Raw genomic sequence first — 17035 nt, 5'->3', positions numbered from 1 at the left:
AAATCATCGCAAATTTTAATCATCGGAATCAACCCTAATCCGGACACTTATTGTTTAGCGAAGCCTAACCTCTTCGCATCGATCGGCTTGCTCAAGTAGTCAGAGCAACCGCTGGCCATACACTTTTGCCGATCTTCTTGCATCGCGTTCCCGGTTAACGCAATGATGGGCCGATCATAGCCCATCGTCCGCAGCTTGGCCGCAGTTGAGTAACCGTCCAGCACAGGCATTTGCATATCCAGCAAGATCAGGTCAGGACAAGCGTTCGTGCCGAGACACTTCGTCACATGGTCGATTGCGAGTTGGCCATCCTCAGCCTCAGCAACAGTGGCACCAGCATTGGTGAGTAAGTGTCGGCTTAGAAAGCGTATATCGCGTCGATCGTCGACAACCAATACGTGGCATCGGAGTCGTTTGCTTGATGCCATTGTCGAATCCGATTGTTCATCATTAGGTATCGTTGGCTCTACGCGAATCGGTTCTGTGCAGTTGCCTGCCGGAATCGTTAAGCTAAACGTGCTGCCATTTCCCAACTCACTGCTGGCAGCAATCGTCCCACCCAGTAAGGTTGCTAGACGCAGGCTGATTGCCAATCCGAGGCCAGTTCCACCAAATCGTCGACTGACCGTAGCATCGCCTTGAGTGAATGGTTGGAATAGATGTTGCATGTGGTCTTTGGAGATACCAATTCCCGTGTCGACCACCTCAAACTTCAATTCATTCAACTGGTTGTACTGCACGGCTAGATGAACATGCCCAACATCGGTGAACTTTATTGCGTTGCCTACAAGGTTAATGAGTATTTGCTTTAATCGCTTTGGATCTGATTCGATCGACTCGGGAATTGGTCCTTCGTAACTGAGTCGGAGTTGTAGACCTTTCTCTGATGCGCGCACTTCCATAATACGAATCACATCCTCGATAAGATTGATGGCGGAAAAACTTTCGCGGTCAATGTCAAGCTTAGCTGCCTCAATCTTCGAGAGATCCAAGATGTCGTTGATGATCTCAAGCAAGTAGTCGCCATTCTGACGGACAGTTTGTAGATAACGAACAAGATCCGGCTGGACCACTTTTTGCAAAACCAAATCGGTGTAACCAAGGATTGCGGTCATTGGCGTGCGCAGTTCATGACTCATCATTGCCAAAAAAGAATCTTTGGCCTTATTAGCGGCCTCTGCAGCTTCTTTCGCTCGGCTTAGCTCGCTGGTTGCCTTCCACTCTTTGGTAATATCACGGGTCACAACCAAAACATGTTCGATCTCGCCTGAGGATTGGCGTTCGGCAACTAACTGTGATTCAAACCGCAGCACGCCGCTGGGGGATGGATAATCGAATGCGATGGTCGTACTCTGACCGCGGTCAAAGACACTTGAAATCGCATCTTCCCAATAATCGCAAAGCCCTTCATCCATGCCCAGCTCACGATTCGACTTGCCTACAAAAGTAGAGGGAGCCAATCCGGTGTACTTCTCAATCGCCGCACTTACAAACACATGCCGCAATGAGCGGTCGAAACGGGTGATAATATTGGGTGAATTATCTGACAGGCTTTGGAGTTGACGTTCACGGGATCGCAGTGCGTCACGCTGCGCTTGGATTTGTTGCTTTTGTCGATAGAGGTTCAGAAAGACATCCGCTTTACTACGCAAGACAGGAGCTTCGACGGGTTTAAAGAGGAAATCCACTGCTCCTGATTCATAGCCGCGAAAACGCCGACGAGAGTCGTGGTCGGCCGCCGTCACAAAGATGATAGGCACATGCCGTGTGCGTTCCGTACCCCGCATCAGTTCTGCTAATTCAAATCCATCCATGCCCGGCATCTGCACGTCAAGAATGGCCAGTGCGAATTCATGAGCAAGCAACAATTCCAGTGCATCTGGCCCGGTGTGAGCGCTAAATAGCTCAATACCATCTTGTTGTAAGATGGCTTTCAGGGCCAAGATGTTTTCCTGCAGGTCATCGACCAACAAGAATTTAGCTGATTCAGACGGCATGCGCTTGGGTGGGAAAATTGGCTGTGTTCATGTAATTGAATTGCAGAAGTGGTAGGAGCGGCATGACGAAACTCATTTTCCAAACAGTCCTACGGTTGTACTCCACGGTTCGATCGAAGTGAGCGAAGAAAACCGCCGATTCCCTGTAAATCTAATGTAATAGCGTCGGGACATAAGGCCAGGGCTGAAGCTGGCATCGTCGCGGCGTAGGCCTGTGCTGGATTTTGAACTACGCATATCCCACCCGCTCGGCTAATCGCTTGCAATCCAGCGGCCCCATCGCTGTTGGCACCGGTTAAAACAATTCCAACCAGTCGCTCGCCGAATGCCTCTGCGGCTGATTCAAACAGTACGTCGATCGAGGGTCTTGAAAATTGAACCTCTTCTTCGCTGGACAATGAAAGCCGACCGTCGGATTCAACCAGCAAGTGATAATCGGGCGGAGCGATGTATACCGTGCCTGATTGTAGCACTTCTTTGTCTATCGCTTCATGGACTGCGATGGAACATTTCTGCGACAAAAGCTCGCATAAAGTGTTGTCGTTGCGCGGCGGAATGTGGACAACCGTTATTATCGGTATTGGAAAGTCGACGTTTGCAGCCGGCAAGATCGTGGAAAGTGCTTCCACCGCGCCAGCAGAGGCTCCGATGACAACCGCATCGACAGAATGAGTCTCAGGGCAAGTGAATACTTTGCTACTGGTGTTCTCAAACGTCATCGCTCACCTCGTTTTTGGTAGATACGTTGCTTGGGCAGAAAATCTTCAAACTCCTCTGCATACCTTGAGAATCGCAACGACTCTTTCGCCCCAATTCCTAAAAATGATTTCCGTGATAACGAATCTTTAAATAAACCAATGGCGCGGTCCTGTAATGGCCGATCAAAGTAAATGAGGACATTGCGGCAGGAGACCAATTGCAGCTCAGCAAACACGGTATCGGTCGCCAAGCTATGATCGGAAAATACAATGCGACGTCGCAGCGAGCGGTCAAAGATCGCTCGGCCATAAGCCGCCGTATAATAATCTGATAGGGAAGCGGCACTGCCCGACAGTCGGTGGTTCTCGGTGAATAAAGCAAGCCGCTCTAATTCGTAGACACCAGCTTCCGCTTTCGCGATGGCTTCGGCATTGATATCGGTAGCATAAAACATGGTACGTTCTTCGAGGCCCTCTTCGCGGAACAAGATCACCAGAGAGTACACTTCTTCTCCTGTGCTGCAACCGGCAACCCAGACTTTGAGGGAAGGATAGGTCTTGAGATGGGGCACCACATACTCGCGGAGCGCTTTAAAGTATGAGGGATCTCGAAATAGCTCGCTGACCTGAACCGTCAAGTAGGACAACAACTCGGGGAAAACCGATGGCTCGTGAAGGACTTTGTCCTGCAAAGCTGAATAACTGCGACATTGAAAGTGTTCTCTTGCCTGCAGCAATCTACGCTTGACGGAAGCCATTGCGTAGCCGCGAAAGTCGTAATGGAACTGATGAAAGATCGCTTCCAATAACAACCGTAATTCAATGTCATCCGTCTTGGTCATAGAGTTGCTTTTTGCCGAATGTTACCGCGGCATCCACACGCGGACAAGTGACAGGAGTTTATCTACATTGAGCGGCTTGGCCATATAATCATTTGCACCCGCGTCGATGCATTGCTGCTGGTCACTGGCCATCGCTTTTGCCGTGAGCGCAATGATTGGCAACCGCTTCCATTGCGGGCGTTTGCGGATCTCTCGAATTGCGGTTAGACCGTCCATTTCGGGCATCATTAAATCCATGAGCACCAGATCTACGTTCGCTGCATCAGACTCCTGAGATTTCTCAAGGGATTGCAGGGCTTCTACCCCATTTCTCGCGATTTCGACATGGATTCCACATGGTTCCAAAATGCTCGAAATCGCAAAAACGTTTCGTACATCATCCTCGACGATTAATACACGTTTACCTTCCAGCAGCATATCTCGACTCTGAGCCAGTTTGAGCATCTCTTGCTTATCAGAAGGCAAGTCCGAGACAACTTGATGGAGAAAAAGAGTGACTTCATCTAACAATCGTTCGGGCGACTTGGCTCCCTTGATGATGATCGAACTGGAGTACTGACGCAGTTGCTCTTCTTCCTTTGCAGATAGGTCTCGACCGGTATAAACAATTACCGGTGGAAACGCAAATCGATCCTCTTGGCTGAGTTTTTCCAACAATGCAAAACCGGAGGCGTCAGGTAGATTCAAATCCAATACCATGCAATCGAAAGTATGCGAACTGAGCTCCTCCAAACATTGGGCAGCCGATTGAGCACCAATCGTTTCGACTCCAGAAGAGCCCAATAGATGCTGCATGCTTTCCAATTGCGTCGCATCATCTTCGACAATAAGCACGCGTCGTACTTGTTGAGCTAAGCGTTGTTGCAGGCCTTCGAATGCTTCCACCAATTGTTCGCGTTTGACTGGCTTGAGCATATACCCGACAGCTCCTAAAGCCAAAGCGGTTTCTGCATAGTCGCTTGCTGAAATAACATGAATCGGAATATGTCGCGTTCGCACGTCGCGTTTCAATCGATCGAGCACCGACAAACCGGATTGGTCTGGCAGACCAACGTCCAGGACGATCGCTCCGGGTTTATATCGTGCCGCAAGATTCAGACCTTCATCTGCAGTGGTACCTATCAGGCATTGAAATCCAATTTCATGGCCAAGATCTCGCAAAATGCTGGCGAATGTTTCGTCATCTTCAACGATCAATATGGTGCGTGAACTGCCATCCAAATGGTCGCGGTCGTCGTCCACCAGACCGGGTGCAGAAGGTGGTAACATTGATTTCTGCCAGCGTTCTGTCGTCAAGTGCATATGCTCTACTGATTGTGGACGTGGTGCTGGAGTAAATCCTTGGAGCTTGACTGGTCCTTGCCCATCCACGACTTGCGGCTGTACAGCCGCGGGGGGGGCCAAATCCACTGGTAAGCGAAGGGTAAATGTACTCCCTGCACCAATTTGGCTCTCGACAAATATATCACCCCCCAATAGGTCGGCTAATTGTCTTGAGATCGATAAGCCTAGCCCAGTTCCACCATACTTGCGATTGGTGGTCCCGTCGGCTTGCCTAAAAGCCTCAAAGATGACTTCTTGCTGCGAGTCTGAAATGCCAATGCCAGTATCGCTGACAGCAAATACGATCCGATCATCAGCATCCACCGAAAGATTCAATGCGACGCTGCCCTGCGACGTAAACTTGATCGCATTGGAAAGCAGGTTTCGTAAAATCTGCTCCAGGCGTTGATGGTCTGTTCGTATGGCTGTCGGCAAATCAGGAGTAGCTTGGATTTGAAATTGAAGCGATTTGCTGTGAGCGATAGGTTCGAAGGTTGCTTTCAGGTTCTCCAATAACGAGCTGATCTGAACTCGGGCGACCTGGATATCTAACTTTCCAGACTCAATTTTGGCAAGATCGAGAATATCGTTGATTAAAGTCAGCAAGTCATTGCCAGAGCTGTGAATGGTCGATGCAAACTTGACTTGCTCTTCGGTTAAATTGCCTTCACGATTATCAGCGAGAAGCTTGGAAAGGATCAGCGACGAGTTCAGAGGGGTGCGAAGCTCATGCGACATGTTTGCCAGAAACTCGGACTTGTATTGGCTTGCCAGCTTTAACTGCTCAGCATGCGCCTCCAGAACGTTTTTTGCACGAGCCAGGTCGTCTTTCTGTGCTTCCAGCACTTGCGATTGCTCTTCAAGCTGAACGTTGGTCTGCTCGAGCTCGGTTTGTTGAAGTTCAAGTCGTAACTGAGATTCTCGCAGCGCGCGGCTTTGCTCCTCGAGCTCTTCATTCGAGACACGAAGTTCTTCCGCTTGCGACTGCAACTCTTCACTTTGCCGCTGAGTCTCTTCAAGGAGTTCTTGCAAACGAGCCCGATACTTTGCAGATTTGATGGCAGTCCCGATCGAGGGTGCCACTAATCGCAACAACTCCGCATCCGACTCGGTTGCTTCGTGCAGAAATCCTAGTTCAATGACTCCATTCACCTTCTCGTCGACCGTGATGGGGCTGATCAACAAGCTGCGTGGCAAAGAAGAACCTATCGCAGATCCTACCGAAAGATAACCAGGAGGGACTGCGTGAACGGCAAAAGTCCGCGACTCTTTAATGGCCTGCCCGAGCAAACCTTGCCCGACTTGAACTCTCTCGGGGCAAGACTGTGCGGTGGGAACAGCGTACGAAGCCAGGCGACGATAGTCCACTCCGTCCTCCACGAAAATAGCGCCTGCTTGTGCGTTGACGTAGCTGGACAAGACTTGCAATACGCCGTCGCAAAGTTGATCCAATCGCAATTCACCGACCATGCGTTCGTTTACACGAGCTTGCCCCGTTTGCAGCCATTCTTGCTTGCTCACCTTGAGCTTAATGCGAATCGATTGAAAGCATAAACCACTCACGAGCCAAATGGTCACCAAGCCTAGAGAGCGATTGGTCAACACAACTTCCACATCCATCTTGGGTGGACTGGCGAAAAAGCCTAAAACCAAGAGCAGCGAGGCGCAGGTTCCGACCAACAATGGCAGACTGGGTTGCCATGCGAAAATCGTGATTGCCACTGGCAACATATAGAGAACCCACTCGGCATAGCCTAATGGAGTTATCACGTCAGCGACAAATACAATAAACAAGCACAAGGCGATCGCGACATAAAGTGCCACGACTGGTTGCTTTTCAAATCGGTTCATGCCAAGTGTCAGATTTCATGCTGGAACAAATTGGGGCGGTCGCTCCATCGTTACATCGACTAGACTGCTTGACAATCCAGTTAAAAGCAATGGTTTTCAATCGCACCAGCGGTTTTCCGCATGCTTAAATCTAGCGAGTCCTAGCGTTTGGCTAGTTGGGATACCCCAAGATGATGGTCACCGAAGGAATCTACCAAGTTATCTCGACCCGGGTCTCGTCGCAGACATCCAACTTCTTCCGGCGTGGAGCGTACGAGTTATAGAGTTTCGTAATCGAACCGACGACCTTAAACACGACCGCATCGAGATCTTCCAACTCGGCCTGAGGTACCACGCTGATCAGTTTGAGCGTGTTGGGGTATCTCTCCATCAAAAGGTCTGCAACATGTTTTTCTTTATGTAAAACTCGGACGATCAACGCATTTACTTCCTGTAACGAGGCACATACTTCTACCACCGTGTAACCCGAGAAATTTCCGATGGTACCCGCAAATGCTTAGGAAACTGAAATATTTTCGTGACCGTCGGAAGTCCACGAAAATCATTTGACCGACGTCTGCAACGAGCGCGATGTGGTCGCTTTCCCTAGCGCAGTCCAATGAGTTGGCCGAATGCGGATCGAAGCGCCTTTACGCTTCATCTTACTGGCACTTAGGGGCGCCTTAGCACTGTGGGCATTCTCAGGAGGTGCCAATCCAGAATTCGCCGATTTGTGGCATGCCGCAAAAAAATAAATATCGACTTACGTCGCAAAAGATCTTGATTACGCTTTACGGTACCGTCTCCTCAAAAACGGCTGTAAGGGATCGAGGTCATGCATTTGGCTTCGATCCCTTTTTCATTCTGGTAGCTTGCCAGTTCACCAAAAGCAGACTTAGGCAACCGCGGAATCTGTATGCCGCCGGAGACTACAGAGATAATCTGTAGATGCTTAGGGCTGCGTCAGAAATGATAATGCGATTCGCCGAGACATGGTAACAGGTCTCATTAAGAACTTCGCGCACAACAACATCCGCGTAGATCGCCTCAGTGAGGCAAACCGACGATTCTGCTTGCTTTGATATTCCCATCGCGATTCGAATGGAGTTACCGAAGTAATCCAGTTTTCCATTCTGCTGAGCAATCAGCACTTTGCCGCGATGCACACAGACGCCGATCCGAAGCTCGCTCAACTCGGGACTGTTATTGGATCGCTGAAGTGCAAGTGCCGCCAGCGTAGCACCGACACAATCCTTAAAGGTGCAGATCATACCTTGGTCCGTCGACTTTACCATTGATCCACCATGCGCCAAGATAGTGTCCTGTTGGGCGCGAAGCGTTCTTTGGACAAGTTCGTAGGCCGCTTGGTCGCCGAGCCTCTGGTAGACAACATCGATGTTGTTGACCTGGGTCACCACGAAAGAAACATCTTCGCTAAATACGGGGACATCTTCCGAGAATGATTGCTCTGGAAACAATTTTCGAAATCGATCCAGAAGCGTGACCTTAGCTGCCGTCACGACCTGCTGACGCTCGACAGTGCGTTCGACTCGAATGGTCTTGGGAACGGCTAATTCGTTTCGCAGCGACAAAGTAATCAATCCTTCACGCACCGCACCAGACTCTGCGGACATAGCGGAATCTTTCACTTCGAACTGAACGCGACTTCGCAAACCCTCGGGACGCACCCGCAGCGGCATTGGATTGGGAGCTCCGGTGATACGCAGAAAGTAGTCTCCCTGGCTCAACGTAATCGGTATCTCCATCTGTTCTGAAGGGGCAATACGAACCTGCGTCACCACGTGCGGCGCATGCCAGGGACCGCCGATACAATACTTCCCATCTTCTAGATCGCGTATTTCAGGGTGAGCTTGAAAGACCAATTCGATTGCGTTCTCCACATTCGATTGAAACGCTGCATCGCAGGCCTCGCACTGCGTGTGTTGCTGGATATCGGAAAGCTTAAGTACTGACGCCGCGCTGACTCGACATGTTGGACACAGGATTTCCCAAGTAAGTTTCAGCAAACCGCAATAGGCCGCGACTAGGCACGTATCCAGCATCGTATCGCGGGGGATCGCAAGTTGATCGGCCAACGCGAAAGGACGTATCTTTGAGACTTCTTGGGCCGGTGCTTCGGCAAGGTAAATCGAGAGTCGCTGTGTCGCATCGAAGTTAGCTCCGATTGCGATCATGGCGTCCGCTCTTTGCTCCACACGTCCACGCCGAGCGCGACTGATCGATGCATTGGGCTCAAACGCGTCATCAGTCTGTTGATCGATTCGCTTGGCCTGAATTGATTTATCGATCCTGCGATATATTCGATCCAGAGCCTTGCTGGCTTTCCAGCCCGCTTCCATCGCAGCCACAATGCGTCCCAGCATCCCCTTGGGTTGAATCCGAATGGTATGAATGAGCCGAGTTCCGCCACTGGGCAAGGGAACTAGTTCCACAGTGTTCATAAACCATTCGAACGGCCCGCTGGTAAACTCGCGGAGCACTCCCATCCGCGAGCCTTCAACCCATTCGAAGGGATGTTCTTCCCACTGAATCTTTAGGCCCGCTAACTTGAACGAACCAAAGCGCCGCACGCCTCTGATCGGATCTTTCTTTAAGCTATAAGAAACGGAAGGAAGCCCCGCGGCACGGTTTAATCGCTCGGTATTGGTCACAAGCGGCCACAGTTCGCTAGGTCGGCTCGTCAATTCCCACTCCAATACGCGCTGCCAAACCTTCCGTTCGTCCGACGAGGATGACGGTAGCATTGGATGTGAATCGAAGTCGCTGGCGTTTCCATTTAAGATGCGGTGGATGGCATCCAAAAGCTGGCGTGCATGACCAAATCTCTCCTTCGGGGTTTTGGCCAACATACGATGAACCAACTGTGCAGTAGGTTCGCTGATTTGGCTATTGCGTTTGCGAATGTCGGGCACGTCATCAAAGCAGTGCATGGCCGCAAGTTTCATCGAATCAGTGTCGATGAATGGTAACGAGCCTGTCAGCAACTCGTACAGCGTGACACCTAACGAGTAAACGTCGGTAGAAGCGTCGATCTCTGCGCCCCCTTTACACTGCTCGGGCGACATGTACGACGGCGTACCCAGAAATGTTCCGGCTCGAGTCATTTCCATTGACTGTGACTGCTCGATTTGCCGAGCGATACCGAAGTCTGTTAACTTGACGACAAAGCCAAGATCTGGCCTCGCTTCGGCTGCACTATCCGCTGCCGTTGGCGCGATATGAGCCAGCATGACATTCTCTGGCTTGATATCGCGATGAATGATGCGTTGATCGTGTGCTTCAACCAAGGCCACTGCAACGTCGCGGATGATCGCCAGCGATTCACGTTCAGCTAGTGGTAAACGGCCCTTCATCCAGTCTTTAAGATTTACTCCATCAATAAATTCCATTGCGATAAAATGGAACTGCTCGAATACGCCTACTTCAAACAAACGGGTGACGTGCTCGTTACTAATGCTCGCCAGGATACGAGCTTCTTTTCTGAAACGGCCAATGGCTTGGACCGATGCTTGCCCGCCATTTTGCAGAATCTTCAGGGCTACTACTTGGTCATTGTCCGTGTTGATACCCCGATATACATCTCCCATGCCGCCGCGACCGAGCCACTGTTCGATTCGGTAGCGTCCCAAGAGTTGGCCAAGTCGAGGAGTCGCCAACAGCTTGTCGTCAAATTCCGGCGCACTGCCTAGGACGGCGGTACATCCAGCATCGAACGATAACTCATTGGGCCTTTGATCGCTAGAAGCAGTTTCCACCTTGCAAATCTCAATTCAGTTCGGCAGCGTTAACATGTGCACAAGCAGCAACTTGGGCAAACCTGGAAAAACCCTACGACCCATTCACCCATCAAGCAACATGGAACAACGAAAGCAAACTTGATTTTCAAGTGGGCAATTAGCCTACACTGCGTTTGCTCACTGAGCAGCCTGTAAGGGTCTTGCTGATTACTCTGAATGCGCGGTTTATTGCGTTAGGTCGGTTGAGAAATTTACCGGCGAGCCAGTGGATAGGAGCGGACTGAACTTACCACGCCTTGCCTGTGAAGCACATCGGCCTGGATACCACTGCACTCCCAAGAATGCATCCACCGTACCTGTATCAAAAGGGGTGATCATGTTGGTTTCACCATAGATCGCCAACGAACTGGTCAGTGGCATCAGAACGTCCGCACCAAATAAAAACGAGTCCTCTTTGGCTGTTGCTGGTCCGGTAACGATATTGTCTTCACTATGACGGTCCGCTACGCCGAACCAGCCCGTCGTTTGCGCTCCTGTTTTCCAGAAGCGACGCCAATAGAGACTGCCCTGATTGATCGAACGCAGCGTCACGGGAGTTGCTGCTCCCCATACCCCTGAGTCTGATCGAGAACGTAAATGCGCTGTGGCACCTAGCTCATCGGTATCCGATAGCTGATAGCTGCTACGGACGCGCCACTGGCCTAAATGGAAGTGGTCGTAACTATCCATGTACAGAAAATCATAAACTCCTCCCCAAGCAAATCCATTATCCAATCGTTGAAATAGCCCAACGGTTGTAAAACTCATCTCACGTTTCGTGGTCTCGCCCAACAACTCATAAACACGAACGGCATTGGTGGTCGCTGTGTAGTTCGTGCCAATCTGCATGCCTAAACCGCGATCAGCTAGCAGCGGAATCCCCCAGTTCACAGAAGCTTGGAGGCCAGCATTCGCATTGACTCCAAAGTCTTGCGGTTGCTTGGAACCATCCATCGCTATCAAGGCGGTGAATTCATCGAAGATCGACAGAGTTCCGTTCTTGAATGAGCGACGAGGAATAGTTGAAACAGCAGGCGCCATTTCAGGCTGCATGCTCTGATACGGAAAGTCATCAGGCTCCAGCCTTGCGGGTTCCTCAAGGTTGAATTCCTGAGCCGCTGCACTAAGCGTGAACGCAAGCATCAAGTTGAGCAATATGAAGGCCTTAACGATCATTGCGTGCGTCCTTGCCGCGTTCGTGTGATGCACAGAAGTCTGTTGAAAGATTTCATCGAATGGCCGACAAGTGCAACTTCAGCGAATGTGCACCAACCGCACTATTTGACGATATGAAACGGAACAGATGTGGTTTCTACGACAACGATTCGTCATTGGAAAATTCCAAAGTTGCCAAGTAGCCACCACAGCAACAAGAAGATAAGAATGGTGGAAAAACAGCCTCCGCCCAATTTCCAAGCTCCAAAGCCAGCGGCAGCTCCTCTTAGTAGTTTACTCATCTTTTGCCTCTTAGGATCGTTCTGTCACGTGGGATCAATTGGATTCATAACCAACCCGTTTTGCTCTTATGCAATCCCTACATCGCAATCTCTATGCCGCAGCCCGCAAACTGCGCCGTTGTTCGAATTTCTTCCGTTTCTACGTGGCCTGAGAACTTCATCGGTTGAGCTTGGCCGAGCGTCATGCAGTATGTTTTTGACGCCCCAAGGGCATGCAGAACTGGCATAGATCTGGCTTGAAAAGACGGCTTTGTCGTGTCGTCAGGTTGAGGTTGCGATAGGCGGCGTAATTTTCTAATCTCCACGCCATCATCTGTTCACCTTATAGAGTTGTACTTGTTGCTCCACGTCGAAACACAAGCCACGTTCATCCATGACCGTCTCGAATGCTTAAATTCGAATCACTTGAATCGCGTAATCTTCTAGCTGGCCTTTGGCACAACGCCGACTTGGACTGCGATGTCGATCAATCGGGAATTGTCGACCATTTGGATGTGCTTTCTGTCATTAATGATTTGAATCGCGATGGCGTCCGAGCGTTGGACTTCAAATCGCCTCAGGCAGGCACCAAAGTGGACGTCAACAACGACGGCCTTGTGGACAACCTTGACCTGGAACGAGTACTCACTGTTTTGCGTCAATATGCAGATCCATTAAGCGTTTCCGCTGCGCTGCGTGAGGACCTCGATGGAAATGGTGTAGTCAGTCGCGAGCAGGTCACCATCGAAGGAACCACATTGCCATTGAGCCAAGTCGTCTTGCGTCGCAATGGTGAGATAGTTCTCGAAATCATTGCGGATGAAGTTGGAGCCTATGAGTTCGCCAGTATAGCGTTGCCCCTGGGGCAATCTCAGCTTACCGTCACAACCATTGATGCTCGAGGTCGAAGCAACCTTTGGACTAGCCAAGTTACGCGGAGTGACGTTGTCGTAAACTGGAATGCCACTGTGTTGGAAATCGTGCGGGACTGGAGATCCAGCATCGAGAACTCGGGCCAGCCGTTGGTGCTCACATCGCCGCCACCCGTAGTCGCAAAAAATCTAGCGATGATTCATACCGCAATGTTCGATGCCCTGAATGCTTTCAGTGAGCAGTATGACGGGTATCTGTCCCAGTTGCCTGTTTCGCTCAGCAACGCGAACCCACAAGCCGCGGCGGCGGCGGCGGCTTATACTGTGGCGACTGCGATTTATGGTGCTCCTGCCGAATTAAGCAAACTGGATGCGGCCTTGCTTGAAAGCAAGTTAGAAGTCGCTGATGACGCGGTGTGGCAAGCGAGTTTTGATTTCGGTCGCGAGGTTGGCCAAGCTATGTTGCTAGCTCGGCTCAATGACGGTTCTCAGCAGAACTCCAGTTATGTCCCGGGTAGCGAGGTCGGTCAGTGGCGACCAACGGGTCCTGGTTTTCTACCTCCCGCACTTCCCCAATGGTCTTACGTGGTGCCTTTCGCGATCGATAGCGTTGAAGACTTTCGGTTAGTGGCACCGCCCAATTTGACCAGTGAAGCTTATGCGTTGGCGGTCGATGAAGTCATGCGACTTGGGGCCTCGAATAGCGCACAGCGAACGCAAGACCAGACCAACCTTGCAAAATTTTGGGCAGATGCTTCCGGAACCGCTACACCTCCAGGGCATTGGAATCGGATTGCACAAACGGCAGTTGCGGTTTCCGATTTGTCGTTGATTGAGAGTGCTCGCGTCTTTGCGCTTTTGAATATCGCGATGGCAGATTCGTCGATTGTTGCCTGGGATGCGAAGTATCTTTACGACTTCTGGCGACCAATCGATGCTATCCGTCAAGCAGCATTCGATGGCAATCCGCAGACCGTGGAGATAGACGACTGGAGCCCACTGCTGGTTACCCCCAACCATCCAGCATATGTCAGCGGACACAGCTCCTTTAGCGCTGCTGCAAGCACTGTCCTAACAAGCTTGCTGGGAGATCAGTTCGCCTTCACCAGCACGATTGACCCAGGCCATAGTTTCCCATACGATTCCGAAAGCGGCCAAACTCTTTTAGTGCGTAGCTTTGCTAGTTTTGCAGAGGCAGCCGCTGAAGCAGGCATGAGCCGCATCTATGGTGGAATCCACTATAGCTTTGATAACACCGAAGGCTTGAAACTGGGGGATGAAGTGGCGCAGTTCGTGATAGCCAACCTGCTACTACCACGTTAAGATACTTGCTGAACAGCAGGTATCCAAGAGTCTATGCAAGACAACCATCCCACCAACGAAAACGCACCTGGAGATGTGAAAGCAGCAGTCGATCCGGAAGTCGTGTCGACAGCGTACCACGAAGCAGGCCATGCCGTCATGGCCATGTTGCTGGGGCGAACCGTCCAGAAAGTGACCATCCATCCAGGCCAGCTAGCAACTGGGGGTAGGCGGTTAGGATTATGCGAGATGACCAAGCGGCGTCATAAGCCGACACAAGATTGGCTAGAGGATGAGGTCCTAATTCTACTGGCAGGTATGGTAGCTCAGTCGCATTTTACCGGCCATTTGTGCGAGCTTGGGGCAGCCCAAGATTTAAGAGCAGTCCGTCGATTGCTGTTGGATCGTGCTGGCAACCAGCGGCAACTCGAAAGGTTGCAGCAGCGTCTGCTGGACAAAACCGAACATTTGCTTAGCGACCACGCGACCGCGCAAGCTGTCCGAATGGTTGCCGAGGAGTTGCTGGCCAAATCAACAGTCAGCGGTCGGGCAGTTCGACATTTCATTGAAATGGCAGCAAAGTCCTGAAGTAAACCTGCATTGCGATGCAACGCAGATCTCACTAAACTCCGCGACGAACTCTAGCTTGGATTTGAGTTCAGATCCAGACAGTTCACCTTCGAGCGGCATTGAAAGTTATTGCATCCACTAGACCTCTTCGATTGGCGATTGCGACGTGCAATTCGTAAGACTCTCAATATTGATTCTAGTGGTTACCAGTTTTGGTTGCGCTCGCGAGCGCCAGCAAGTCGATACGGCGGCCATTCACATGGAACCGGGCGTTTCTGGAACCGGGGCCGCAAGCGAACCACGCCCCACTCGGCTCATCTCAACGGTTCAAAACGCTAAGACACAATTGGTCTCGGCCTCCAAGGTTGTAAGTCAGCAAGTCGCCCCGCCAGCTTCCCATCAGAAGATATGGCGTCCAGAGTACGCGGTGCTACCTGTGATCCACAACGAAGGTTGGCAGATTCAAATTGCCAAAGTCCGTGATAGTCGTTATCGCAGCCAGAGCGACTATGACGTTAGATACTACGACATCCACTTTGCGTTAACAGACATCCAATCCGTAGACTTCATCGTCGTGCCCTTCCAAAAGACCGATTTCCTTGCTCACACGATGTTGTCTTTTGGCCTGCGTGATGGACGGCATTTTGTTGTATCGGTGGAAGCTCGACTCGAGAAGAATGAAGCCTATTCCACAACGGCTGGTATGCGCCGAAGATTTGAGCTGATGTACGTTATTGGAGACGAACGCGACCTGATTCCATTACGAACTAGAATTCGAAATGTTGATTGCTTCTTGTATCCGGGACGGGGCACGCCAGAAGACTTTCAGCGATTGTTTATCGACATCATGGAACGGGTCAATGCGATCGCTCGGCAGCCAGAGTTTTACCACACGCTGAACAACAATTGCACGACGAATCTCGTTCAGCATGTAAACAACGTCTTCCCTGACCGAATTCCTCCGCGTGACTGGCGATTAATTTTGCCAGGGAGGTCGGATCGTTTAGCGTACGAGCTTGGATTGTTAGATGTCCCAGGACAAAACTTTGAAGTGGTACGTATGCAGTATCGCATCAATACCCAAGCGAATCTTTTTGAGCAAGCGCCTGACTTTTCGCAGCGGATCCGTCAACGATAGCAGGACGGCTGTTTTCCCATCAGAAGCAACCGTTAAACGCCGGCCCTAGCGAACAATCCAGAGCTAAGATTTTGTCGCTTGGCTCAACTCGCGTAGAGCATCATTCTGCAATCGAATAAGCAACAGATCGGACTTGAGTTGCGACTCCATCTTCTTAACCGCGTGCATGACGGTCGTGTGATCTCTGCCGCCAAAGTAGTCCCCGATCTTTTCTAGCGGCATTTGCGATAAGCTTCGACAAAGATACATCGCCAAGGATCTGGCGCGAACAATCTGGCTCTTTCGTGTTGCGCCGCGAATATCTGCCAAGCTACAGCCCGAGTGTTTCGCGATCGCTTTGGTGATGTGCTGAGGCTTTAAGTTGGCTGCTGGGTCACGTTGCTGGATGATCTTCTCTAACAATTGAGTGTCCTCCACGCTAGCATCGTTCGGATTCAAGTCCGCTTGTACTTGCAATAGTTCCAACGTTTGGAGCTTAGGATCATTTTGAGTTGACGCATTGAGGTAATCTAGCAGTATTCCGCGAACCGAGAGCATGGAGTGGTGGTTCGGTAGACGTTCCAAGAATCGATCGAGAGTCGTCCGAGTCAACCCTTTTCGTAAACGCCCTTTGAAGAGTTCCGTCATGGCGTGACGAATCGCATGCTTGGAAGGTGGCTTCACTTGCATCGTTACACCGCCAGTCAGTCGTGACGCGAGAGCTTTGCGCAGTCCGCGGAGCGCTTGCGGAAGCTCAACTGATGTTACGAAGACAGGGCAGCGGTTCTCATGTAGCTCATCGATAACATGAACCAATTCATCTTGCGCTGTCTGTTTATTGATAATGCCTTCCAGTGCATCGACCAGTAAACTGGATGCCGACCGGATGCGATTACGAAAGTGGGGCATATCGTCGGCCGAGATCGCTCCGATCAATTGCCGAGCAAAATCACTGGCGGTGACCTGGACTCCCTTGTGCAGCGACTTTCGTTGCTCCCATCGCATTTGCAGAGAATAAGCCAGAGCGGACTTACCGACACCGTGAGGTCCATACAGGAAAATCGGAGAGCAGTCGACAAGCTGATCGAGAAATTCGCTACGGAACAAGTCGACCAGCGTGATGTTTTCGCTGCCGGCATAATAGTCAGGCAGCAATCTTTCGAACCCAAATCCAAACGCCCGGCTACCGCTTGTGAGCAGCGGCGACTCGATCGCGATTCGACTAACTCGTTCTAAGTCTGCAGGGTTCAC

12 protein-coding genes are annotated in these 17035 nt (G+C 50.9%); 3 read left to right on the top strand and 9 right to left on the bottom strand.

The window, feature by feature from the left end:
• Positions 1–47: 47 nt before the first annotated feature.
• The 8 genes from SH302x_RS00060 to SH302x_RS00025 form a co-directional block, all read right to left on the bottom strand.
• Positions 48–1997, bottom strand: a complete 1950-nt coding sequence (locus SH302x_RS00060; protein ID WP_479366424.1) for a hybrid sensor histidine kinase/response regulator — start codon at positions 1995–1997, stop codon at positions 48–50.
• A gap of 89 nt (positions 1998–2086) precedes the next feature.
• Positions 2087–2716 (bottom strand): chemotaxis protein CheB, encoded by a 630-nt coding sequence (locus SH302x_RS00055; RefSeq protein ID WP_479366423.1) that lies wholly within the window; start codon positions 2714–2716, stop codon positions 2087–2089.
• Positions 2713–3537: a CheR family methyltransferase gene (locus SH302x_RS00050; protein ID WP_479366422.1), complete on the bottom strand. Its 825-nt coding sequence runs from the start codon at positions 3535–3537 to the stop codon at positions 2713–2715. Before SH302x_RS00050 ends, SH302x_RS00055 begins: the two co-directional genes overlap by 4 nt.
• Before the next feature lie 21 nt (positions 3538–3558).
• Positions 3559–6711, bottom strand: a complete 3153-nt coding sequence (locus SH302x_RS00045; RefSeq protein WP_479366421.1) for a response regulator — start codon at positions 6709–6711, stop codon at positions 3559–3561.
• 190 nt (positions 6712–6901) lie between these two features.
• Positions 6902–7129: a hypothetical protein gene (locus SH302x_RS00040; RefSeq protein ID WP_479366420.1), complete on the bottom strand. Its 228-nt coding sequence runs from the start codon at positions 7127–7129 to the stop codon at positions 6902–6904.
• A gap of 490 nt (positions 7130–7619) precedes the next feature.
• Positions 7620–10466 carry a protein kinase domain-containing protein gene (locus SH302x_RS00035; protein ID WP_479366419.1) on the bottom strand — a complete coding sequence of 949 codons (2847 nt, stop codon included), beginning with the start codon at positions 10464–10466 and terminating at the stop codon, positions 7620–7622.
• A 207-nt stretch (positions 10467–10673) separates the two neighbouring features.
• A complete protein-coding gene (locus SH302x_RS00030; RefSeq protein WP_479366418.1) occupies positions 10674–11663 on the bottom strand; it encodes a DUF6666 family protein in 990 nt (329 codons plus the stop codon).
• Between the two features lie 152 nt (positions 11664–11815).
• A complete protein-coding gene (locus SH302x_RS00025) occupies positions 11816–11944 on the bottom strand; it encodes a hypothetical protein (RefSeq protein WP_479366416.1) in 129 nt (42 codons plus the stop codon).
• 386 nt (positions 11945–12330) lie between these two features.
• On the opposite strand from SH302x_RS00025, the gene SH302x_RS00020 reads away from it, so the two are divergent.
• The 3 genes from SH302x_RS00020 (at position 12331) to SH302x_RS00010 (ending at position 15805) form a co-directional block, all read left to right on the top strand.
• The gene (locus tag SH302x_RS00020; protein WP_479366414.1) at positions 12331–14118 is read left to right on the top strand and encodes a phosphatase PAP2 family protein; all 1788 of its coding nucleotides are present in this window, start codon (positions 12331–12333) and stop codon (positions 14116–14118) included.
• 33 nt (positions 14119–14151) lie between these two features.
• Complete coding sequence (locus SH302x_RS00015) at positions 14152–14685, top strand: M50 family metallopeptidase (RefSeq protein WP_479366412.1); 534 nt, start codon at positions 14152–14154, stop codon at positions 14683–14685.
• A gap of 148 nt (positions 14686–14833) precedes the next feature.
• Positions 14834–15805 carry an Lnb N-terminal periplasmic domain-containing protein gene (locus tag SH302x_RS00010; RefSeq protein ID WP_479366410.1) on the top strand — a complete coding sequence of 324 codons (972 nt, stop codon included), beginning with the start codon at positions 14834–14836 and terminating at the stop codon, positions 15803–15805.
• Between the two features lie 63 nt (positions 15806–15868).
• On the opposite strand, the gene SH302x_RS00005 is transcribed toward SH302x_RS00010, so the two are convergent.
• Entirely contained in the window at positions 15869–17035 is a 1167-nt protein-coding gene (locus SH302x_RS00005; RefSeq protein ID WP_479366408.1) for a helix-turn-helix domain-containing protein, read from the bottom strand.

The sequence above is a fragment of the Njordella calcicola genome, assembly GCF_056494125.1.
The sequence above is the reverse complement of the archived record's forward strand: the minus strand, read 5'-3'. Positions and strand labels throughout refer to the sequence as shown.

Bases quoted from the DNA above. Each gene is read 5' to 3' on its own strand.
- SH302x_RS00060 (WP_479366424.1), bottom strand. From the start codon at position 1,997: ATGCCGTCTGAATCAGCTAAATTCTTGTTGGTCGATGACCTGCAGGAA.
- SH302x_RS00055 (WP_479366423.1), bottom strand. From the start codon at position 2,716: ATGACGTTTGAGAACACCAGTAGCAAAGTATTCACTTGCCCTGAGACT.
- SH302x_RS00050 (WP_479366422.1), bottom strand. From the start codon at position 3,537: ATGACCAAGACGGATGACATTGAATTACGGTTGTTATTGGAAGCGATC.
- SH302x_RS00045 (WP_479366421.1), bottom strand. From the start codon at position 6,711: ATGAACCGATTTGAAAAGCAACCAGTCGTGGCACTTTATGTCGCGATC.
- SH302x_RS00030 (WP_479366418.1), bottom strand. From the start codon at position 11,663: ATGATCGTTAAGGCCTTCATATTGCTCAACTTGATGCTTGCGTTCACG.
- SH302x_RS00025 (WP_479366416.1), bottom strand. From the start codon at position 11,944: ATGAGTAAACTACTAAGAGGAGCTGCCGCTGGCTTTGGAGCTTGGAAA.
- SH302x_RS00020 (WP_479366414.1), top strand. From the start codon at position 12,331: ATGCTTAAATTCGAATCACTTGAATCGCGTAATCTTCTAGCTGGCCTT.
- SH302x_RS00015 (WP_479366412.1), top strand. From the start codon at position 14,152: ATGCAAGACAACCATCCCACCAACGAAAACGCACCTGGAGATGTGAAA.